General features: G+C 55.7%; 19 protein-coding genes. 10 read left to right on the forward strand and 9 right to left on the reverse strand.

The genetic code is table 11. The annotated features are described in order from the left end of the window. Positions 1–260 precede the first annotated feature (260 nt). The 6 genes from FCL49_RS08630 (at position 261) to kdpE (ending at position 8259) form a co-directional block, all read left to right on the forward strand. The gene (locus FCL49_RS08630) at positions 261–350 is read left to right on the forward strand and encodes a K(+)-transporting ATPase subunit F (RefSeq protein ID WP_004949718.1); all 90 of its coding nucleotides are present in this window, start codon (positions 261–263) and stop codon (positions 348–350) included. Then, positions 350–2038 (forward strand): potassium-transporting ATPase subunit KdpA, encoded by a 1689-nt coding sequence (gene kdpA / locus FCL49_RS08635; protein WP_174353197.1) that lies wholly within the window; start codon positions 350–352, stop codon positions 2036–2038. The genes FCL49_RS08630 and kdpA overlap by 1 nt, the downstream gene beginning before the upstream one ends. 85 nt (positions 2039–2123) lie before the next feature. After that, the gene (gene kdpB / locus FCL49_RS08640; protein WP_174353198.1) at positions 2124–4193 is read left to right on the forward strand and encodes a potassium-transporting ATPase subunit KdpB; all 2070 of its coding nucleotides are present in this window, start codon (positions 2124–2126) and stop codon (positions 4191–4193) included. Between the two features lie 19 nt (positions 4194–4212). Continuing rightward, positions 4213–4782, forward strand: a complete 570-nt coding sequence (kdpC, locus tag FCL49_RS08645; RefSeq protein WP_174353199.1) for a potassium-transporting ATPase subunit KdpC — start codon at positions 4213–4215, stop codon at positions 4780–4782. A 75-nt stretch (positions 4783–4857) separates the two neighbouring features. Further along, positions 4858–7551 (forward strand): two-component system sensor histidine kinase KdpD, encoded by a 2694-nt coding sequence (gene kdpD, locus FCL49_RS08650; RefSeq protein ID WP_174353200.1) that lies wholly within the window; start codon positions 4858–4860, stop codon positions 7549–7551. Between the two features lie 18 nt (positions 7552–7569). Continuing rightward, positions 7570–8259, forward strand: coding sequence for a two-component system response regulator KdpE (kdpE, locus tag FCL49_RS08655; RefSeq protein ID WP_153857690.1), 690 nt, complete (start codon positions 7570–7572; stop codon positions 8257–8259). Between the two features lie 69 nt (positions 8260–8328). On the opposite strand, the gene FCL49_RS08660 is transcribed toward kdpE, so the two are convergent. The 4 genes from FCL49_RS08660 to seqA form a co-directional block, all read right to left on the reverse strand. Beyond that, the gene (locus FCL49_RS08660; protein ID WP_135315530.1) at positions 8329–8628 is read right to left on the reverse strand and encodes a DUF3861 domain-containing protein; all 300 of its coding nucleotides are present in this window, start codon (positions 8626–8628) and stop codon (positions 8329–8331) included. Beyond that, complete coding sequence (locus FCL49_RS08665) at positions 8628–9287, reverse strand: PadR family transcriptional regulator (RefSeq protein WP_174353201.1); 660 nt, start codon at positions 9285–9287, stop codon at positions 8628–8630. The genes FCL49_RS08660 and FCL49_RS08665 overlap by 1 nt, the downstream gene beginning before the upstream one ends. A gap of 185 nt (positions 9288–9472) precedes the next feature. Beyond that, the gene (gene pgm / locus FCL49_RS08670) at positions 9473–11116 is read right to left on the reverse strand and encodes a phosphoglucomutase (alpha-D-glucose-1,6-bisphosphate-dependent) (protein ID WP_174353202.1); all 1644 of its coding nucleotides are present in this window, start codon (positions 11114–11116) and stop codon (positions 9473–9475) included. 77 nt (positions 11117–11193) lie between these two features. Beyond that, positions 11194–11733: a replication initiation negative regulator SeqA gene (gene seqA, locus FCL49_RS08675; RefSeq protein ID WP_012005677.1), complete on the reverse strand. Its 540-nt coding sequence runs from the start codon at positions 11731–11733 to the stop codon at positions 11194–11196. Positions 11734–12033: 300 nt separating this feature from the next. Here seqA and ybfF point away from each other — a divergent pair, with 300 nt between their 5' ends. The 4 genes from ybfF to fur all read left to right on the forward strand — a co-directional run bounded on the left by ybfF (position 12034) and on the right by fur (position 14922). Continuing rightward, positions 12034–12807 carry an esterase gene (gene ybfF, locus FCL49_RS08680; RefSeq protein ID WP_174353203.1) on the forward strand — a complete coding sequence of 258 codons (774 nt, stop codon included), beginning with the start codon at positions 12034–12036 and terminating at the stop codon, positions 12805–12807. Positions 12808–13099: 292 nt separating this feature from the next. Next, positions 13100–13387 carry a LexA regulated protein gene (gene ybfE / locus FCL49_RS08685; protein ID WP_012005675.1) on the forward strand — a complete coding sequence of 96 codons (288 nt, stop codon included), beginning with the start codon at positions 13100–13102 and terminating at the stop codon, positions 13385–13387. 228 nt (positions 13388–13615) lie between these two features. After that, positions 13616–14155 (forward strand): flavodoxin FldA, encoded by a 540-nt coding sequence (gene fldA, locus FCL49_RS08690; RefSeq protein WP_012005674.1) that lies wholly within the window; start codon positions 13616–13618, stop codon positions 14153–14155. A 320-nt stretch (positions 14156–14475) separates the two neighbouring features. Then, entirely contained in the window at positions 14476–14922 is a 447-nt protein-coding gene (fur, locus tag FCL49_RS08695) for a ferric iron uptake transcriptional regulator (RefSeq protein ID WP_135315525.1), read from the forward strand. A gap of 206 nt (positions 14923–15128) precedes the next feature. Here the strand turns inward: fur and FCL49_RS08700 are convergent, their stop codons facing one another. The 5 genes from FCL49_RS08700 to chiQ all read right to left on the reverse strand — a co-directional run bounded on the left by FCL49_RS08700 (position 15129) and on the right by chiQ (position 22402). Continuing rightward, positions 15129–17090, reverse strand: coding sequence for a glycosyltransferase (locus tag FCL49_RS08700; protein ID WP_174353204.1), 1962 nt, complete (start codon positions 17088–17090; stop codon positions 15129–15131). After that, positions 17080–18132, reverse strand: coding sequence for a UDP-glucose 4-epimerase GalE (gene galE / locus FCL49_RS08705; protein ID WP_174353501.1), 1053 nt, complete (start codon positions 18130–18132; stop codon positions 17080–17082). Before galE ends, FCL49_RS08700 begins: the two co-directional genes overlap by 11 nt. Positions 18133–18181: 49 nt before the next feature. Further along, positions 18182–19327: an MFS transporter gene (locus FCL49_RS08710; protein ID WP_174353205.1), complete on the reverse strand. Its 1146-nt coding sequence runs from the start codon at positions 19325–19327 to the stop codon at positions 18182–18184. A 76-nt stretch (positions 19328–19403) separates the two neighbouring features. Next, positions 19404–22061, reverse strand: a complete 2658-nt coding sequence (locus FCL49_RS08715; RefSeq protein WP_174353206.1) for a family 20 glycosylhydrolase — start codon at positions 22059–22061, stop codon at positions 19404–19406. A gap of 14 nt (positions 22062–22075) precedes the next feature. Beyond that, positions 22076–22402: a ChiQ/YbfN family lipoprotein gene (gene chiQ, locus FCL49_RS08720; protein WP_153857698.1), complete on the reverse strand. Its 327-nt coding sequence runs from the start codon at positions 22400–22402 to the stop codon at positions 22076–22078. Between the last annotated feature and the right edge of the window lie 30 nt (positions 22403–22432).

The raw sequence follows: 22432 nt of genomic DNA on the forward strand, positions 1-22432 counted from the left end.
ACCAAGGTTAATAATTAACTAACCATTGGTTACATTGTGGATATTTATCACCTGTTTATACCCATAGCGTCTTTGCCGATGACCAAATCCTGCCCCAAATGCGCCTCCCGCTCACCACGCCCTCATTAAAAAGTCATTTTCTGCTGTAATTTCAGCCATTTTTATACTTTTTTTACACCGGCCGTCGCTATTTTTTCATCTTCTTTCTACCGCCCTCCCTACACTCGCCATATCAAAAACTACACCTCTGGAGGTGTCCTGTGAGTATCAGCGTTATTGGTGGTGCGCTGTTGGTCCTGCTGCTGTTGGGCTATCTGGTTTATGCCCTGTTCAATGCGGAGGATTTCTGATGGCAGCTTCAGCCTTTTTATTGATTGCCAGCTTTATGCTGGTGCTTTTGCTGCTGGCCCGGCCGTTAGGCAGTTTCCTGGCACGCCTGATCGAAGGTGAGCCTTTACCCGCTCTGCGTCGGGTGGAGGCCGCCGTCTGGCGCGGCTGTGGCATTACCACCGCTGAAATGAACTGGTGGCAGTATGCGCTGGCGATCTTGTGGTTCAACCTGCTCGGGCTGGTGCTGCTGTTCGCGTTGCTGATGGCGCAAGGCTCACTGCCGCTTAACCCACAGGGTTTCCCTGGTCTGTCGTGGGATCTGGCGTTCAATACTGCCGTCAGCTTTGTCACCAACACCAACTGGCAAGCCTACAGCGGTGAAAGCACCCTCAGCTACCTTAGCCAGATGGCCGGGCTGGCAGTGCAGAACTTCCTGTCTGCCGCGACCGGTATCGCCGTGGCCTTTGCGTTGATCCGTGCCTTCACCCGCCGTTCCAGCGCCACCATTGGTAATGCCTGGATCGACATGTTCCGCATAACGCTGTACGTGTTGCTGCCGATCTCGCTGCTGATCGCGCTGTTCTTCGTCAGCCAGGGCACGCTGCAAAACTTCCTGCCTTACCTGCATATCACTACGCTGGAAGGCGCGCAGCAGACGCTGCCAATGGGGCCGGTGGCCTCGCAGGAAGCGATCAAGATGCTCGGCACCAACGGCGGCGGCTTCTTCGGCGTCAACTCGGCTCATCCGTTCGAAAACCCGACCGTGCTGACCAACTTTGTGCAGATGTTGGCGATCTTCCTGATCCCTTGTGCGCTGTGCTTTTCCTTCGGCCGGGTAGCCGGTGAGAACCGTCAGGGCCATGCGCTGATCTGGGCGATGTCGCTGATCTTCATCGTGGCCGTCGTAGTGGTGATGTTCGCCGAGCTGGCGGGTAACCCGCATCTGAGCGAGTTGGGCAGTGCCAGCAACATCAATATGGAAGGCAAGGAATCGCGCTTTGGCATTCTCGCCACCAGCATGTTCTCGGTGGTCACCACCGCAGCGTCCTGTGGTGCCGTCAACGCCATGCATGACTCCTTCACCGCGCTGGGCGGCATGGTGCCGATGTGGCTGATGCAGATTGGTGAAGTGGTGTTCGGCGGCGTCGGTTCCGGCCTGTACGGCATGCTGCTGTTCGTACTGCTGACGGTGTTTATCGCCGGGTTGATGATTGGGCGTACCCCGGAATATCTGGGCAAAAAAATCGACGTCTATGACATGAAAATGACCGCGCTGGCGATCCTGGTCACACCGACCCTGGTGCTGCTGGGCAGCGCACTGGCCATCTCTACTGACGTAGGCCGTGCCGGCATTCTTAACCCGGGCGCGCACGGTTTCAGCGAAGTGCTGTATGCCCTGTCCTCTGCCGCCAATAACAACGGCAGCGCCTTTGGGGGGCTGAGCGTCAACACGCCGTTCTACAACCTGCTGCTGGCCTTTGCCATGTTCGTCGGCCGTTTCGGGGTGATCCTGCCGGTACTGGCGATCGCCGGTTCACTGTGCGCCAAGAAACGCCAGCCGGCGGGCAACGGCACCCTGCCAACCTACGGGCCGTTGTTTATCGGTCTGCTGGTCGGCACCGTACTACTGGTGGGCGCATTGACCTTCGTACCGGCGCTGGCGCTGGGACCGGTGGCTGAGCATTTGCAACTTTGGCTGACCAAATAACCGCGCATTCCCGTCGCCTTTCGAGCCGCAGCCAGACGGCCAGTTCGAAATCCATAGGGAATGAAATAGGAAGAGAGAATAAAAGATGACTCGCAAACAACGCGCGCTGTTTGAACCGGCACTGGTCCGTACCGCGCTGATCGATGCGCTGAAAAAGCTGGATCCGCGCACCCAGTGGCGTAACCCGGTGATGTTCGTGGTGTATATCGGCAGCATTCTGACCACGGCCATCTGGCTGGCGATCCTCACCAAACAGACCGACGGTAGCGCCGCCTTTACCGGCAGCATCGCTATGTGGCTGTGGTTTACCGTGCTGTTCGCCAACTTTGCCGAAGCGCTGGCCGAAGGGCGCAGCAAAGCTCAGGCGGAAAGCCTGAGAGGCACCAAGAAAACCAGTTGGGCGAAGAAACTGGCCGGACCGCGCCGTGAAGGTGCCACCGAGAAAGTCTCCGCCGAAAGCCTGCGCAAGGGTGACGTGGTGCTGGTCGAGGCCGGTGACACCATTCCCTGCGACGGCGAAGTGCTGGAAGGCGGCGCATCAGTGGATGAAAGCGCCATTACCGGCGAATCCGCACCGGTGATCCGTGAGTCCGGCGGCGACTTTTCATCCGTCACCGGTGGTACCCGCGTGCTGTCAGACTGGCTGGTAGTACAGTGTAGCGTTAACCCGGGCGAAACCTTCCTTGATCGGATGATTGCCATGGTCGAAGGCGCAAAACGCCGCAAGACCCCGAACGAGGTGGCGCTGACCATTTTGTTAGTGGCACTGACCCTGGTATTCGTGCTGGCGACCGCCACGCTGTTTCCGTTCTCGCAATACAGCGTCGACGCCGCCAACGGCGGTTCGGTGGTCAGTATCACCGTATTGGTTGCCCTGCTGGTCTGTCTGATCCCTACCACCATCGGCGGTCTGCTGTCTGCCATCGGCGTGGCCGGGATGAGCCGGATGCTGGGTGCCAACGTCATCGCCACCAGTGGCCGTGCGGTGGAAGCCGCCGGCGACGTGGATGTGCTGCTGCTGGATAAAACCGGCACCATCACGCTGGGTAACCGTCAGGCCTCCGAATTTCTGCCGGCGCCGGGAGTGAAAGAACAGGAACTGGCTGACGCCGCGCAGCTGTCTTCACTGGCGGATGAAACGCCGGAAGGCCGCAGCATTGTGGTGCTGGCCAAACAGCGCTTTAACCTGCGTGAGCGTGACCTGCAGGCGCTGAACGCTACTTTCGTGCCCTTCTCTGCCCAGACGCGCATGAGCGGCGTCAACGTGCAGGATCGCATGATCCGTAAGGGCGCAGTGGATGCCATTCGCCGTCACGTGGAGTCCAATCAGGGCCACTTCCCACAGGCGGTGGACGATTTGGTGGCCAGCGTGGCACGCACCGGCGGTACGCCGTTGGTGGTGGCCGAAGGGCCACGCGTGCTGGGGGTGGTAGCGCTGAAGGATATCGTCAAGGGCGGTATCAAGGAACGCTTTGTCGAACTGCGCAAAATGGGCATCAAAACGGTGATGATCACCGGCGATAACCCACTGACCGCTGCCGCCATCGCCGCCGAAGCGGGGGTGGACGACTTCCTGTCGGAAGCGACGCCGGAAGCCAAGCTGGCGTTGATTCGTCAATATCAGGCAGAAGGCCGCCTGGTGGCAATGACCGGCGACGGCACCAACGACGCCCCGGCGCTGGCACAGGCCGACGTGGCGGTGGCGATGAACTCGGGGACTCAGGCCGCCAAAGAGGCGGGCAACATGGTCGATCTGGACTCCAACCCAACCAAGCTGATTGAAGTGGTGCATATCGGTAAACAGATGCTGATGACCCGCGGTTCGCTGACCACCTTCAGTATTGCCAACGACGTAGCCAAGTATTTCGCCATCATCCCGGCGGCGTTCGCGGCAACCTATCCGCAGTTGAACGCGCTGAACGTGATGCATCTGCACTCCCCCGCTTCCGCCATTATGTCGGCGGTTATTTTCAACGCCCTGGTGATCGTGTTCCTGATCCCACTGGCGCTGAAAGGGGTGAGTTACAAGCCAATGAGCGCCGCTGCGCTGCTGCGTCGTAACCTGTGGCTGTATGGCGTGGGCGGTCTGCTGGTGCCCTTTGTCGGTATCAAGCTGATCGACCTGATCCTGGTCGCGCTGCATATCGCCGGTTAATGATTAAGAGGAAATGAAAATGTCTTATTTACGACCTTCGCTGGTGCTGTTGATCCTGCTGACGTTGATTACCGGTATCGCCTACCCGCTGTTGACCACCGGGCTGTCGCAGCTGTTGTTCTCCGGCGCGGCCAAGGGTTCGCTGCTGTATCAGGGCGACAAAGTGGTGGGCTCGGCGTTAATCGGCCAAAACTTTACCAAACCCGAGTATTTCTGGGGCCGCCCTTCTGCCACCGCGGATTCGGCCTATAATGCCATGGCGTCTGCCGGCAGCAATCTGGCCGCCACCAACCCGGCGCTGGATAAAGCCATTGCCGAGCGTGCGGCACAACTGCGCCAGGCTAATCCGGCGATGAAAGGCCCGATCCCGGTCGATCTGCTGACCGCGTCCGGTAGCGGTCTGGATCCACAGATTTCTCCCGCAGCGGCACAGTATCAACTGGCCCGGGTTGCTGCGGCGCGCCAACTGGCACCGGAAAAAATCGCCAAACTGATTGATGAAAGCACCGATCAGGCCACTCCCAACTTTATGGGTGAGTCGGTGGTGAACGTGCTGAAATTGAATCTGGCACTCGACGCATTGAAATAATGCCCCGAGTGTTAAAGGATAAGTAACGGGTTCGGCGTGCCGGACCCGCTTTACATTGCTGCAAAAGGAACTCCGATGGTGGATGAGGAACAACAGCGCCCCGACCCTGACAGCCTGCTGGCGCTGGCCAATGAAAAGCCCCGTGGCCGCCTGAAGGTGTTCTTCGGCGCCTGTGCCGGAGTGGGCAAAACCTACGCCATGCTGCAGGAAGCCCAGCGGCTGCGTGCCCAGGGACTGAACGTGCTGGTCGGCGTGGTGGAAACCCATGGCCGCAGCGAAACCGCCGCGCTGCTGGGCGGGCTGGATTTGCTGGCGCAAAAGCGCATTCAGTATCGCGGCCGACAGATACAGGAGTTTGATCTCGACGCCGCATTGGCACGTCGCCCGGCACTGATCCTGATGGATGAACTGGCGCACAGTAACGCCCACGGCTCGCGCCACCCGAAGCGCTGGCAGGATGTGGAAGAGTTGCTGGACGCCGGTATCGACGTGCTGACCACCGTCAACGTGCAGCACCTGGAAAGCCTGAACGACGTGGTCGGCGGTGTGACCGGGGTACGGGTACGTGAAACGGTGCCCGATCATGTGTTCGACGAAGCCACCGAGGTAGTGCTGGTTGACCTGCCGCCGGACGATCTGCGCCAGCGACTCAATGAAGGCAAGGTGTATATCCCCGGTCAGGCCGAACGCGCCATTGAGCACTTTTTCCGTAAGGGCAATCTGATCGCCCTGCGTGAACTGGCACTGCGTCGCACCGCAGACCGGGTCGATGACCAGATGCGTGCCTTCCGGGATACCCAGGGCCGTGAACGCGTGTGGCACACCCGCGACAGTATCCTGCTGTGCGTCGGCCATAACAGCGGCAACGAAAAGCTGGTGCGCATCGCCGCCCGGCTGGCCGCCAGACTGGGTTGCCACTGGCACGCAGTCTATGTGGAAACGCCCAAGCTGCATCGCCTGCCGGAGAATCAACGCCGGGCAATTTTGCGAGCGCTGCGGCTGGCACAGGAATTGGGGGCCGAAACCGCCACCCTGTCCGAACCTGATGAAGAACGGGCGATATTACGCTACGCCCGTGAGCACAACCTGGGCAAAATCATCATTGGCCGCCGCAGTGAACAACGCTGGAAACTGCGCGGCAGCTTTGCCGATCGCCTTGGCAAATTGGGGCCGGATCTCGATCTGGTGATTGTCGCCCTGGAAAACGACAGCCTCCCGCAGCCAGGCAAAGAACACGACAGCCGCAACTTTGGCGAGAAATGGCGTATGCAACTGCGTGGCTGCGCCGTCGCCGTCGCACTCTGCGCCCTGATCACCCTGCTGTCCCAGTGGCTGCTGCCGGGCTTCGATCAGGCCAACCTGGTAATGGTCTACCTGCTTGGCGTTGCCATTGTCGCGTTGTTTTTTGGTCGTTGGCCGTCGGTGCTGGCTGCGGTGATCAACGTCGCCAGCTTTGACCTGTTTTTCGTCCAGCCTCAATGGTCGTTTGCCGTCAGTGATATGCAGTATCTACTGACCTTTGCCGTGATGCTGATTGTCGGTATCACCATCGGTAACCTGACCGCCGGTGTGCGTTATCAGGCACGAGTGGCCCGCTACCGCGAGCAGCGGGCCCGTCATCTGTATGAAATCTCCCGTGGGCTGAGCCAGGCGCTGACCACCGAAGACATCGCCAAAACCAGTCGCCACTTCCTCTCCAGCAGTTTCCAGGCCAAAACCGTGCTGCTGCTGCCACAGGAAGACGGCAAACTGCAACAAATGGTCGGGGAAACCGGTGGGCTGCTGTCGGTAGATGAGGCTATTGCGCGCTGGAGTTTCGACAAGGGCATGCCGGCCGGAGCCGGGACCGATACCCTGCCCGGCGTTCCCTATCAACTGTTGCCGTTAACCACGTCGAAACAAACCTTTGGCCTGTTGGCCATCGAACCCAGTAACCTGCGCCAGCTGATGGTGCCGGAGCAACAGCGGCTGCTACAGACCTTTGCGGTGTTGATTGCCAGCGCGCTGGAACGCTTGCATTTGGCGCGCAGCGCCGAGGAAGCCAAGCTGGACGCCGAACGCGAACAACTGCGCAACTCGCTGCTGGCGGCGCTGTCCCACGACTTGCGTACTCCGCTGACGGTGCTGTTCGGTCAAGCGGAAATTCTGACGCTCGATCTGGCGGCGGAAGGCTCCAACCATGCGACCCAGGCCAGTCAGATCCGCCAGCAGGTACTGAGCACCACCCGGCTGGTGAACAACCTGCTGGATATGGCACGCATTCAATCCGGTGGTTTTAATCTGCGTAAAGAGTGGCAATCGCTGGAAGAGATCGTCGGTGCATCGCTGCACATGCTGGAGCCGCTGATGACTCAACATCAAATCAAGGTTGAGCTACCGGCGGAGCTGGTATTGGTGAATTGCGACGGCAGCCTGCTGGAGCGCGTGTTCACTAACCTGTTGGAAAATGCCAATAAATATGCCGGCTACGATGCTACTATCGGTATTCGTGCCCATACTCTGCCAGAGTGGCTGGAAGTCGAAGTCTGGGACGATGGGCCGGGCATTCCCGAAGGGAAATTGCAGCTTATTTTCGATAAGTTTTCCCGCGGCAATAAAGAGTCGGCGATCCCCGGCGTAGGTTTGGGGTTAGCGATTTGCCGTGCCATTATTGAAGTACACGGCGGCCGCATCTGGGCCGAAAACGGTGCCAACGGCGGCGCCCGTTTCCGCTTTGTACTACCGCTGGAGAAACCGCCAGAAATAGACAGCGAAGCCTTTGATCTTTAATCAAGTTCCGGGAGTCTTGTGAGCAGCACGCCAACCAATATTCTGATTGTTGAAGATGAGAAAGAGATCCGGCGTTTCGTCCGTACCGCCCTGGAAAGTGAAGGCCTGCGGGTGTTTGAAAGCGAAACGCTGCAACGCGGGCTGATTGAAGCCGGTACGCGTAAACCGGATCTGATTATTCTCGATTTGGGGTTGCCGGACGGCGACGGACTTAACTATATCCGTGATTTACGCCAATGGAGCGCGATTCCGGTCATAGTGTTGTCGGCACGCAACGCTGAAGAAGACAAAATCGCCGCGCTGGACGCCGGGGCGGATGACTATCTCAGCAAGCCCTTTGGCATTGGTGAATTGCTGGCGCGCGTGCGGGTCGCCTTGCGACGTCATTCCGGCAGCCTGCAGGAAAGCCCGTTGGTCAGCTTCTCAGAAATCACCGTAGATCTGATTAATCGTCGAGTGCTGCGCCAGGGTGAAGATTTGCATCTGACGCCAATTGAGTTTCGACTGCTGGCCGAGCTGCTGGCCAACTCCGGCAAGGTGCTGACCCAGCGCCAGCTTCTGAGCCACGTATGGGGGCCGAACTACGTCGAACACAGCCATTACCTGCGAATTTATATGGGTCATCTGCGGCAGAAACTGGAGGCCGACCCGGCCCGGCCAAAACACTTGCTGACCGAAACCGGCGTCGGTTACCGCTTTATGCCTTGAAGTTAATGGGCGCAGCATGCGGTTAACCTGACGCGGTGTTCGATTAAACGGGCGCAGCATGCGGCGCCCCTACGCGTTAGGACCTTTCTTTAATCCCATCATAAATTCCTTGAACGCTTCGCGCAGCGGTGCAAATACCGGATGCTTGCGGTTTTCGATCATCACTTCGGAAAACAGTTTCAGGCCAACGGCAAAGGCCGCACTGTTGTTCTCGCCAAAGTTCAGGTCTTCACGCGCTTTGATGCGCTCAACAATACCGAGAATATCGTCGTGGTTTTCTACTTCAAAACTCAGTGGCGCTTTCTCTACGGGTTCGCCTTTGCGATCGCTCAGGGCTTCAACGGTAATACGGAAACGGTGGCCGGGCATCAGTCATTCTCCTGTGCTGTCGGGGCAATGTTCATTTCACTTTCAATCGCCGCCACGGCGGTCAGCAATGCCGCATTGATGCGTTCCACCTGCTGTGGTGAAAGATCGGCACGCATCACGTTGCCGCGTAGCAAACTGCGCAGGCGGTTCATGGCTTCAGAGATACCTTCCGCCAGATTGCCGTGATGATGATGATGACCGCGACCGGCACCGGCCAAACGGGCCAGGATCACGTCGACAACGGCCTGGTGTTTTTGCAGTTCCCCCTGGCCCAGTTCGGTGATCTGATAACTTTTGCGGCCATTGCTGCTGGTGACAGGCTCAAGGAAATCCTGCTCTTCCAATAGCGTCAGGGTCGGGTAAATCACGCCCGGGCTGGGTACGTACAGGCCGGAAGAAGCCTCATCAATGGCCTTAATCAGTTCATAGCCGTGGCTCGGTTTGCGTGCCACCAGCGCCAGCAGCACCAACCGCAGGTCGCCATGTTCAAACATGCGCTGACGCCCACCACGGCCCCCTCGCCCGCCCCGGCCATGCTCTTCGCCGTGGTCGCCGCCAAAGTGATGACGCCCGCCACGATGGCGATGATGATGGTCGCAACGTTCTTCGTGATCAGGATGACAATGGTGACGGCGGTGTGAATCTAAACGATGAAACATAGTGATACCTCTCAATAGACAGTGAGTTGACGAAGCCATTTAGATATATCTAAACAACTTCGATAACGCTAATCTAGATCGATATATCTAAATGCGCAAGGGCTGTTTGTAAAATAGATATATCTAAATTACAGGCATAAAAAAAGCGCTGTAAAAACAGCGCTTTCATCGGAGGTGGGGAAAACTTACTTGGCGGAAGCCAGTACTGCGCTGACGATTTCGACCGCTTCGTGCTCGATCTTTTCGCGATGCTCAGCCCCCAGGAAGCTCTCACAATAAATCTTGTAAGCCTCTTCGGTACCGGAAGGACGCGCTGCGAACCAGCCATTGTCAGTCATCACTTTCAGGCCACCAATCGGTGCGCCGTTGCCCGGTGCTGCGGTCAGACGGGCGGTGATCGGATCGCCCGCCAGAGTATCGGCCTTGACCATTTCCGGCGACAGCTTGGACAACGCGGCTTTCTGCGCTGAGGTTGCCGGTGCCTGAATACGGTTATAGCTCGGCGCGCCAAAGCGTTTGGCCAGATCTTCGTAGTGATTTTGTGGGTTTTCACCGGTAACTGCGGTGATTTCCGCCGCCAGCAGGCACATGATCATGCCGTCTTTATCGGTAGACCAAGGTGTGCCGTTAAAACGCAGGAAGGATGCCCCGGCGCTCTCTTCGCCACCAAAGCCCAGGCTGCCATCGTACAAGCCATCGACAAACCATTTGAAGCCCACCGGCACTTCCACCAGTTTCCGGCCCAGGGAGGCAACCACGCGGTCAATCATTGCACTGGAAACCAGCGTTTTGCCCACCGCCACATCGGCGCCCCACTGTGGACGATGCTGGAACAGGTAGTTGATGGACACTGCCAGATAATGGTTCGGGTTCATCAGCCCCTTCGGCGTAACAATGCCGTGACGGTCGTAATCCGGGTCATTGGCGAACGCCAGATCGAACTTGTCACGCAGCGCCAGCAAACCGCCCATCGCCGGAACTGACGAGCAGTCCATGCGGATCACGCCGTCGTGGTCCAGGTGCATAAAGCGGAAGGTCTGATCGATAGAGTCGTTCACCAGCGTCAGATCCAGCTTGTAATACTCGGCAATACGCTGCCAGTAGGCAATGCCGGAGCCGCCAAGCGGATCAACGCCCAGCTTCAGGCCGGCACGCTGGATAGCAGGCATATCGACGATATCCACCAACCCTTCGACATACGGCTGCACCAGATCTTGTGCGTGCACGCGGCCGCTGTTCCAGGCCTTGTCCAATGACTGACGCTGAACGCCTTGCAACTGCAATGACAGCAGTTCATTGGCGCGCTTTTCAATCACGGAGGTCAGATTGGTGTCGGCCGGGCCACCGTTGGTCGGGTTATATTTGATGCCGCCGTCTTCCGGGGGATTGTGAGACGGGGTAATAACGATACCGTCGGCCAGTGCCCCACCGTTGCGGTTATGGCACAAAATGGCGTGGGATATCGCTGGGGTTGGCGTGAAGCCGTTATTTTCCTGCACGACAACATCGACGCCATTGGCGGTCAACACTTCCAGCACAGAAATAAAGGCCGGCTCGGACAGCGCATGGGTATCTTTACCCACGTAGCATGGGCCGGTCACCCCTTGCTGATGGCGGACTTCCGCAATCGCCTGCGCAATGGCGAGAATATGATTTTCATTAAAGCTATGACGCAGGGCGCTGCCGCGATGGCCCGAAGTGCCGAACTTCACCGCGTGTGCTGCATTGCCGGCTTCAGGTTGCAGTACATAGTACTGCGACGTCAGCTGGGCTACGTTGATCAAATCGCTTTGCTGAGCCGGCTGCCCGGCACGTGGGTTATTCGCCATCGACATATCTCCCTAATCCCTGTCCTGCGGCCTGGCAATATGTCGCTCACGGCCACCATGACGGGCTGTTCGCTAAATTAGATAGTGCCGCAAACTTTTTCAGTCAGTTCCGCTGGGAACTGCATAGCCTGCATGATGTGTTCCACCATGCTGCGTTTACGACCGGTATTGGTATTGGTGATCACCCAGTAAGGGGTGCCCGGAACGTGCTTGGGTTTGGTGTGCGTTCCGTTTGCCAGCAGGGTTTGCTGATCGCCGGCAAAATAGGTGCGGGTACGGCCATGCAACGCCTCGGTCGCCGTGGCAAAACCGGCCGCGTCGAGGGTATACAGGGTAGAAAGTACCAGCATAAAACGGTTCACCGCTTTGTTCTGCTCGGCATACTCATCCGACAACAGCAGCTCACGCACGGCACGTACGCGATCGCGCGGACGCGAGGCGGCAACAATTTTATCCTGCTCAGCGCTCTGGGCACTGGCGGCCGGCACCGCACGTAATGGCTGACCTGCGGTAAACTTCAACATGCGGCGCAAAATATCGGACGCGCTCTCACCAATATGTTGCGTGTGGCTGGCAATATAACGGTAGAGCTCTTCGTCGACTTCAATAGTTTTCATCTTTATCCAGTACTGTTTTTTTCTACTTAGAACCTGAAGCCAGATCCTGCATTCAAGCCATGGGATTATAAGGTTAAAAGCGCAGATGCGAACATCACAATGTGCCTCAACACGGCAAAAGCAGACTATTACCTAAAGCCTGCCCGGCATTGGCTCTGCCAAACCCGCACCTTACCATGAAAAATCCGCGTTATACCCTATAGATTTCAAGCCGCAGCGTTGTTACCTGTGGCTTGAAAGGCGACGGGGATTTTCATCGTGTGTTTTAATCATGATACCCTAATCTGAATCTCACTCAGTATGAACTTTGCCATGAAATTACATTATCAACTGCTGGCCTGCGAGTCCGATGCTCTGCCGGTTGTCCTGATCCACGGGCTGTTCGGCAATCTGGACAATCTCGGCGTGCTGGCGCGCGATCTCAACCAACAACACAGCGTGATTAAAGTCGATCTGCGTAACCACGGCCTGTCGCCTCGTTCAGCGGTGATGACCTACCCGGAGATGGCAAAGGATCTGCTGGCGCTGCTGGATGATTTGCAGTTGGACAAGGTGATAGTGATCGGCCACTCGATGGGCGGCAAAGCGGCGATGGCTCTGACGGCAATCGCACCTGAGCGAGTGGAGAAACTGATCGTTATTGACGTGGCACCGGTGGATTATCAAACCCGTCGCCACGACGAGATTTTTGTCGCCTTACAGGCCGTAAGTGCGGCCGGTATCACTCAACGCCAGCAGGCGGCGGAATTGATGCGCGACTACCTGAAGGAAGAAGGAGTGATCCAGTTTCTGTTGAAATCCTTCCACCAGGGCGAATGGCGCTTTAACCTGCCGGTGCTGATCGATCAATACGAAAACATCACCGGCTGGCAGGAAGTTCCCGCCTGGCCACATCCCACATTATTTATTCGTGGTGGTTTGTCGCCCTACGTACAGGACAGCTACCGCGCAGATATTGCCCGCCAGTTCCCGCAGGCTCGCGCACATGTGGTCGCCGGTACCGGGCACTGGGTTCATGCGGAAAAACCAGAGGCGGTGCTGCGTGCCATTCACCGTTTTCTCGGCGAAGCCTGAGCCGACCGGCGCTTTCCCCTGGTACGGACAACCACCCAAAACGGCCATCTGGTGAAAAAATGCGCTAAAGATAACGGCTTAGCGCGTTTTCGGCTCAGTTAAGCATTGTCGTTGCTCCACCTGCTGGGGTAATATGGCGCGCTATAATTTTGCCACCGTGCCCGGCGTGTTGATTAACGCCTGACTGGGGGTGAATTTGGGTTAGGGTTTATTGGCCCGAAGTGTGTTAACCGAACCATCCAGAAGCGTCTACGCGCTTTTAGATGCAAACTCCCTTGCAGTACCGCTACCTATGGCAAAAGAACAAACGGATCGCACGACGCTGGATCTGTTCGCAGATGAACGCCGTCCGGGGCGCCCGAAAACCAACCCGCTATCCCGAGATGAACAGCTTAGAATCAATAAGCGTAATCAGCTTCGACGCGATAAAGTCCGTGGCTTACGGCGTGTGGAACTGAAGATCAACGCGGATGCGGTGGACGCCCTGAACAAACTGGCGGAACAGCGGAATATCAGCCGCAGCGAGCTTATTGAGCAAATGCTGTTGGCACAACTGGCGGACGACCAGCCAGAACATTGATCATTGCAGCCGCACATGCGGCGCGGCGTTAAGGATGACGCCCGATCAACACCGTTTTATCCCACCCGGTATCGCATAAACGTGATAAAACCCCGGGGTAAATTTCTGGCATGATACGCAATTACCGGTGAGGGCACCCCTTGCCATGGCATCATTTTAATCGGTGTTATCGTGGTCAGCGCTAACATCGTGTAATGCAATTTATTGAATTTAAAGGTTATACGCGATATGGCTAATGTAGGCATTTTCTTTGGCAGCGACACTGGCAATACCGAAAACATTGCCAAGATGATCCAGAAAATTCTTAAGCAACAGTTTGGTGACGATGTGTGCGAAATTCACGACATCGCCAAAAGCAGCAAAGAAGACCTGGAAGGCTTCGATATTCTGTTGCTCGGTATCCCAACCTGGTACTACGGTGAAGCCCAGTGCGACTGGGATGACTTCTTCCCAACGCTGGAAGACATCGACTTCAACGGCAAGCTGGTAGCCCTGTTTGGCTGTGGCGATCAGGAAGACTACGCAGAATATTTCTGTGATGCGATGGGCACCATCCGCGACATCATTGAACCGCGTGGCGCTGCCATCGTTGGCCACTGGCCAACCAAAGGCTATCATTTCGAAGCCTCGAAAGGTTTGGCAAGCGACAGCCACTTCATTGGCCTGGCAATTGACGAAGACCGTCAACCTGAACTGACCAATGAGCGTGTTGAAGGCTGGGTAAAACAAATCGTCGAAGAGCTGAGCCTGGCCGAGATAGTCGGCTAACGCCAAAGGTTGAACAAAAGCCCTGCTAAGTGCATAGTGTTGCTGGCAGGGCCATCATTGGCAGTACTGATTACTGCAATCGAAGATACATATTTGTAACTTCCCACATCGTCAAGGTAGACTGAGTTATCGGTTTATCCCGCCCATCAAGACGTTGCGTGTGCAACATGCAATAGTGCAATTATATCTTTGTTAACAACCGGCGGTTTCTATTTAGGTCAACCGGTTCTATAATGAGACGCAATTAACTCTTTGTGCCGACCGATGCCACAGGCGAGAACGCCTCAACTTGATTAGCATAGTAACAGGACTGAATCCGCATGACTGACAACAACACCGCATTGAAGAAGGCCGGCTTAAAAGTCACGCTTCCGCGACTCAAAATCCTGGAAGTACTGCAAAATCCGGAATGCCATCACGTCAGTGCGGAAGATCTGTACAAAAAACTGATAGATATGGGCGAAGAAATTGGCCTGGCTACGGTTTACCGCGTACTGAACCAATTTGATGATGCCGGCATTGTGACCCGCCACAATTTCGAAGGCGGCAAGTCCGTGTTCGAACTGACCCAGCAGCATCACCACGATCACCTGATTTGCCTGGACTGCGGCAAAGTGATCGAATTCAGCGATGAATCCATCGAAGTTCGTCAGCGTGATATCGCCAAGCAACACGGCATCAAGCTCAGCAACCACAGCCTGTACCTGTACGGCCACTGTGCAATTGGTGACTGCCGCGAAGACGAAACTCTGCACGATAAAAAATAATGCCCTCAACCAGCATTAAGAACCGCCTTAACGGCGGTTTTTTTATGCCCGTAGCCCGGCGATGAACAGATAAAAAAATCCCCGGACAGGCCCGGGGAAAGTTCACAGCTTGAAATACAACAATTGCAGCGACAGTTCTCTCTTACTTCCCACTTACACTTACTTCACCGTCAGCTCACCCGCCGACACGCGGGTGGGCAAACTCTTCACAGCTCATACTCTAGAAACAGCAGCCGATCAAAGAACAACGACCAGGCCTGATCGAATACACCTCGAACACGGAACCCCTTGCTCAGATAAATTTGGCTGGCATCACTGCGTTGCCATACGCACAGCACGATATTTTTCGCCTGGTGTTGTTGAGCTCGCTGCTTTATCAGCGCAAACATCTGGTTAAAATGCCCTTGCCCGCGGAATTGGCTCTCAACCGCCAGACTGCAGATAAAATAATCATCTTCAGTGCAAAGACTTTGGACAAAGCTGTCATAAGCCTCATCAAGCGGCTTTATTTCATCGCGGTAGTGGTAATCTGCTTTTACGCCATACAGCTCACTGATGGTGGCCGCATTGAAAAAGCCGACAAACGTTCCACGCCGATCGTAAGCCACCGTGATCAGGTCCAGATAGGGCTCGATATTTTGCGCCTGCTGCAATGACACCAAATCCAACCCGGCTCGATTGCCAACAGAACAGTACTCCAGGTAACTGGTGGTGAAAATCAGCTTCGCCATGCGAGTCTTATCGACTTCACTTGCCTGCCGCGCCGGTAGAAAATGCAATGCCCCGCCCTGCTCCGGTAACACCGCATCCCCGACTCCAGCGGTCGGGCACCAGTAATTACCCGCCGTAATCTGCCGCCGGTTATCGGCGATCAGGTACTCGCCAAATAGCTGGTTTACCCGATCAAGCGTGCGGTCATGGGAAAGCACCGAATAATAGTGGTAATGGTCAATATCGGAACGGATCTGCGCCGGATAGGCCATGCGCGGTACTTCATCAACGGTGAATATCTCCGCATAACGTGCCAGATCCAGCGGCTGTTCAAGCTGCCAGTCCACCTGCTCTAAGCGGCTGACGCATTGCCGGTAGCTGTGCTGCTCTTCCTGCGACAGCGGTAGTCGTTCATTGGTGATCACATCCTCCAGCAGACGCATTCCGCGAATACCACAGGTGACGGCCTGTGGGTGCGCATCATAATGGACGCCATAATCCTGGCAGAAGCGATCGTGACTGAGGAAAGAGCGGCCTATGTGGCGACTCCACAGCTGATAAAAGGGATCAAACAGTTTGCGTTCATAATCCGAATTCTTGTCCGGCACTTCTCCGCTTTCCGCCGCATAGATCTGATCCAACCCCGCCAGCATCCGGCACAGTGAGATATCGCCCTTGCGGCTGACTATCATGCCGGTCTCATCGAGAAACAGATTCAACCAGCTGACGTGGCTGACCTCGCCCTCAGCCAGGAACTGAAGATAATCAGGCACCTCTGGTTTGATCAAAAACAGCGTCGCCGACCGGTGGGGTATGGTATCGATATCCATGTACAGCCCCCCCAGCTCGATCAAAATCAGAAAGCGGAAGTAATCAGAAAGCGTGGCGTAATAGCGCTTGTCGTGCAGTTGATGGATAAAGCCCAGGTTGTCGCCGACCCTTTTTTGCGCCAGTTCGCTCAGCGAATGCACCTGCAGGCGATGATTACCGGCGTCATACTCCCCCAAATAGCCGCCTTTTATCACCGGTACGGGGATGAAATACGCATCCCTTGCCAGTTGCTTCGCGTCCCAAACCCATAACATGCCGACCCACTCATTCCCTTCGGCGCTATTCACCGCCTGCTGCGCATCGCCCCACTGGGAGAGAACCTCTCTGGCATCGTCAGGTATGGCGCCCCCCAACCAGATTCGGTGCAGCCGTTTTTCACTCGCAGCCAGCGGGCGAGTGGGCACGCAAAATAATGAGGAACAGCGGGCGGCATCGAATAAATTCCCATGCGCTGCCCGCCACTCACGCAGTTGAGCGACCCCGCGCCGATAGCTTTCCAGCCGTGCCGGCGAAGTCTGGCGCTGATATTTAACGAACTCAAACTTCAGGTCGCCGATCCGCGCTTCGTATTCTGCCCGGAACAGATCATCCTGCATAACCCCCAAATGCCCGTCGTTAAGCTTCATCGGTGGCCATCCTTATCGATGACAGCGGCACCGAAGAGCCGTAACCCTGCGGATTTTTGCTCTGCCAAGACCAGGCATCACACACCATTTTTTCCAGACTGCGTTTGGCTTGCCAGCCCAGCTTTTCTGCCGCCAGCGAAGGATCGGACCAACACTCGGCGATATCTCCCGCACGCCGGGGATTAAATTGATAGGCGATTTTGAACCCGCAGGCACGTTCAAAGGCCCGAATAATCTCCAGCACCGAGTAGCCTTTGCCGGTGCCCAGGTTATAGACGTTAAAACCGGGCTGCAGGTTATCCAGCGCTTTCAAATGCCCTTCAGCCAAATCCATCACGTGAATGTAATCACGTACCCCAGTACCATCGCTGGTAGGGTAGTCGTTGCCATATACCGGCAACACCGCGAGTTTGCCAATAGCCACCTGCGCCAGATAAGCCAGAAGATTATTGGGAATGCCGGCGGGATCCTCACCGATCAAGCCGGACTCATGCGCCCCGGCCGGATTAAAGTAACGCAGCGCGGTGATTGCCATCTGCGGTGCCGTTGAAGCGAACTCCGCCAGGATCTGCTCGACAATCAGCTTTGAGGTTCCGTAAGGATTGGTGGTCTGCCCAACACGGCAGTTTTCCGTCAGTGGAGTATATTCTGCCAGCCCGTAGACGGTGGCTGAAGAGCTGAAAATAAATTGATTAACGCCGGCATGGCGCATTCTGTCCAGTACGATCAATGAGCCGGAAATATTATTTTGATAATACTTCAGCGGTTCTTCGGTAGATTCCCTGACCGATTTCAACCCCGCAAGATGAATAACCGCATGAACATCATGCTGGCGGAAGATATGATCCAGCAAATGATGTTGCTGGATATCTCCCTGATAAAAAATCACTTTTTTACCGGTTAATCGCTCCACCCGAAACAAAGACTCTGGCGAACTGTTGGACAGGTTGTCCAGTACGACAACTTCCTCCCCCCTTTCCAACAGTGCCAATACCGTATGCGAGCCGATATAACCGGCGCCGCCCGTCACCAATATAGCCATCATATTTCCTTGTTTATGCTTAAAAATAAACGATTCACTCAGAAACCACCTAAACTTCCCGGGTTTTAAAACCGACAGGTAAAGCAATACAAAGCAGTAATATGGCTAACAGATAAACGGAGGAATGCGTCCCGTACTCAGTCAGGATCCCTTGTAATATTCCGGCCAGGATCACGCCGGTGGAAATGCTGTTGGTGAACAACGTGGTGGCCATGCCCGCCCGTTCCGGCATCAAATCCTGGAAATACAGCATGCCGACGGTGGCGATAATGCCGATAAATATCGCGTTAAACAGCTGCCAGACCAGCAACCCGGCGGCCGAGGTAAACCACAGCATCCCGGTATAAAACAGTATGCCGGCCACCATGGCCCCCGCCATCATCAGGCGCTTGCCCACCCGGTTCACATAACGCCCCACCAGGATCATGATGGGGATTTCGATTGCGGCAGCGATGCCCATCATCCAGCCGGTCAGACTTTGCGGTAAACCCAGCTCGGCCGTGATATATAGCGGCACATCAATCAGATACATGGCGCTGCAGGTCCACATCAATACCGAGGCGAAAAACAACCGGCTAATGTCTTTATCGAAGACCGCTTTTTGCGGTACGGCGATTTCATTACCCACAGGGGGGCGAGCCACCTCGGGTAATATCCACCAGGCCAGCAGCGTAACCAGCAGGAAGATGCCGGCAGCAAACATAAACATCGCCGTGAAGCCATAATTCACCACCAGCATAAAAGCCAATGGCGGGCCAAAAACCCAGGCCAGAGAGAGTTGGGCGCGCATAATGGCGCTAAACATCGCCACGTTTTGCGATGACCGCTCTCCGTATTCACGCGCCAGAGCGAATAATTGGGGTATTGCCGTATTGGCGATGGCGGTTAACAGCACGCCTGCGGTAATTAACGTCAGGTAATTGCGATTAAAAGCAAATAACAGACAGTTTCCCGCCGCCAATAAATAACAGATTAAAATCAAATGGCGCCGGTCACGCTGGCGATCTGATTTTTTCGCCAGCAAAAAACTGACAATAATGCCGACCCCGGCATTAACCGCATAAAAAAAACCGACCCATAATGAAGTCACCCGAACCTCGGTGGTGAGGAACAGGCTCAGGGTCGGTATTTGCAGTGCCCCGGCGATGCCGGAAAAAAAAGCAACGACCATAAAGGTCAGCCGTATCGAATTCATCGCTGATTACCGCCGGTCGCTGCTGTTAACCATCAATAACGGCCCGCCTGTGAACAGACGGGCCGTGGTTCAGGAGTTACACTTTCTCGGCGCGGCTATAACGCTTGCCGTCCGGGCTGACCGCACGGATCAGTACCTCACCGCTAACACTTGGCTTGTCCCTGGCATCGTAACGCTGCCACTGCTTGCCGCCGTCGGTGGAATATTCAATGCCCAGACCCGGCAACGAGATATTGGCCTCCAGCTTGCCAGCGGCTACGCGGGCACCCGGCACCGGCAACCGATAACTCACGCCGCCCTTGTCCAGCTTCGCCAATTCACGCTGGCCAAGAATATTGGCAAAGCGCAGCCAGTCGCGGTCCAGTTTTTTGCTGTCGATAAAGTGGGTTTCGCCGCCTTTATATTCACGCCCCGCTTGATAATCCTGCTCCCAACCCGCCCGGTGCCATGCGCGCTCGGCCACCGACAGTGAACGCGGGAAGATCATGTATTCCATTTGATCGTCAGTGCGCTGAGTTTCGCTCCACATCTGGGCAGAAATACCGTAAGCGCCCGGCCACGGCTTGTCGCTCTTGGCGGTAAAGTGATTGCCATCGCGATCCACCGAGGTTTCGGCGTTCTGCGGCAGGTTGTTCGGGGCAAAGCTGAACATTTTCTGTTCGTCACTGAAACGGGTGCCCCAGTAATAACCGCGCTCGTCCGGGTTCACCTCATACGGGAAGTCCATGTAGAGGTAATCCGGGTTGGAAAGGATCACTTCGTAGCCTTTATTGGCCCAGTCGTTGGCGCTATCAAAACCGCCCCAATACAGCGTATCCCAGAAGTTGACCCCAACCCGTGGAGTGGCGAAGGCCTTGGCATTTTTCGCATCTTTCAGGCCGTCCTGCCAGGCCTGCATCCTGTCGATGCCCTGCGCTTTCACCAGTTGACTGACTTCTACGCCAAAGTAACTTGGCAAATGTTCCATATCGGCGACTTTGCCGTCTTTTATCATCTTTTGGCACACCTGGGATTTCGCCCATGGCTTGTCTTCTTTGCTCTGATCGATGATGCCTTTGCCTGCTTCCGGCTTGGTCAGATCGGTATAGCCTGCCCCCAGGCGAATGTTTTTCGCTTCGTCGCCGCCAAAGTGCCAGGTGCGCAGCGGCTGCCCGGCCTCTTTGTGCATCTGGGCAATCTCACCCATCACCTTGTCAACAAAGCGCCTGGACGAATCCAGACAGGGGTTAAGGTAACTTTGACGATTGAAGTACTGCACCGAGGTGGTATTGGAGGTATCGGTCGGATCCACCAGGCGGAACTCATTGGCCTGCTGCTCTTTACCGGCGGCATGCAGCTTTTTATAGCGCGCCTCCATCGACACCACAGCAGCACGGGCATGTGCCGGCATATCGATTTCCGGGATCACTTCAATCTGACGCGCCTGGGCGTATTTAATGATCTCGATGTAATCCTGGCGCGAGAAGAAGCCGCCATATACCTCTGGCCCCTGTCCGTACTGTGGCAACAGGCAGGTAGTTTCGCTCAGGTCATGACAACGCCGGCCCCCGACTTCAGTCAGTTCCGGCAGGCCTGGGATGGCAATGCGCCAGCCTTCGTCATCGCTCAGATGGAAGTGGAATTTATTGAGCTTATAAGCCGCCATCTGATCGAGCAGGCGCAGTACCGCATCTTTCTGATGGAAGTTGCGCGCTACGTCGAGGAAGATGCCGCGATACTGGAAGCGTGGTGCATCTTTGGCCTCCAGAGTGGCGATTTTAGCGCTGCCGTCGGTAGGTACCAGCGACAGAATAGACTGCAGGCCATAGAACACCCCGGCCTGATCGAAGCCAATCACCCGCGCTTCCTTATTGCCAATTTTCAGCTCATAGGCTCCCGGCACTGCCAGTTCACCTTTAAATTTACCCGGCTGAATATCGGTTTTTATCGGGTAGCCCGCCGCGTTATCGGTTAAGCCCAACAGTGCAAAACGTTGGGTGGCTGCGTCCGCGGCCGGTTTGGTCAGCGCACTCAACTCCAGCGCCACGCCTTTGCTCAGGCTCACATCTTGTGGATGCACTTTCACTTGTAACGGCGTCGGCACGATCTGCCCGCGCAAAGAGGCGGCAGGCAAGGTTTTCAACTCGGCGTTTTTGGTAAAGCGGGAGGCCGGAGTCATCAGGATATTGTTGTCATCCTTGATACGCTTCCATTGGTCGCCACTAAAGGGGGTCACAAACTGGCTGAGATCTTCGTTATCGGTATTAACCAGAATTTTTGGCTTGGCATCGCCCGAGGTGGCGTACCAACGTGGTACGAAGTCGGTTTTAAACAGTTGCCAATATTCGGCAATAATCGGGATCTCAACCGTTTTACCCGCCGGGAAACCGGTAAATTTATCGGTAGGCTCCAGCTTATACAGGTCACCGGTCAGGTGGGTTATTTTAAATTGATCGTTGTCCACCCGCATGGTTTGACGGGCGCTATGGAAGTAAATCGCCCAGTCGTGACCTTTGATCTCCTGATGATCGTTGGTCAGGCTGATCAATACCTTGTTGCAGGCCGCCCAGTCGGCACCCAATTTACCGCAATCCAGGCCGCTGTCGGCAGCCCGGTTATCGACCATTTTCAAATTCAATTTTAACTGGCTAAGTTGATCCACCAGCGGCTGATTGGCCAGCGCATTCCCCACGCAGCCAAATAATCCAACGGTTGCCGTTAATGCGGCAAGCGTACTCAATTTGAATTTGTTCATTTTTAACATCATCCTTAATTATTGTTATCGCGGATCTCTTGCCAAATTTTGCCGCACTTGGCGTCATAAGCCTGGCCGTTACCACTGTGAACCGCCTGAATGCAGTTCTGATAATCCATCACCCGCACCGTTTCTTTTTCGGCAAACTGCTGGTGCTGCTTCTCTTGTTTCAGCACGTTCAAGACCGCCTGGCACGACTGCAGTTTTTCCGGTGAGCCTTCAGCGGTATTAATGCAGGCGCTGTAGGCCTGTTTCAGTTTGGCGTCTTCCGGCGGTGCGGCCGGCTGCACACAGGCACTCAGCGTGACCACCGCGGCTAACATCAGCATGATTTTTTTCATCAAAATATTCCCGTTAAGTGTCCCCGGCGT

The organism is Serratia proteamaculans (genome assembly GCF_013337185.1).
GTDB lineage: Bacteria > Pseudomonadota > Gammaproteobacteria > Enterobacterales > Enterobacteriaceae > Serratia > Serratia proteamaculans_D.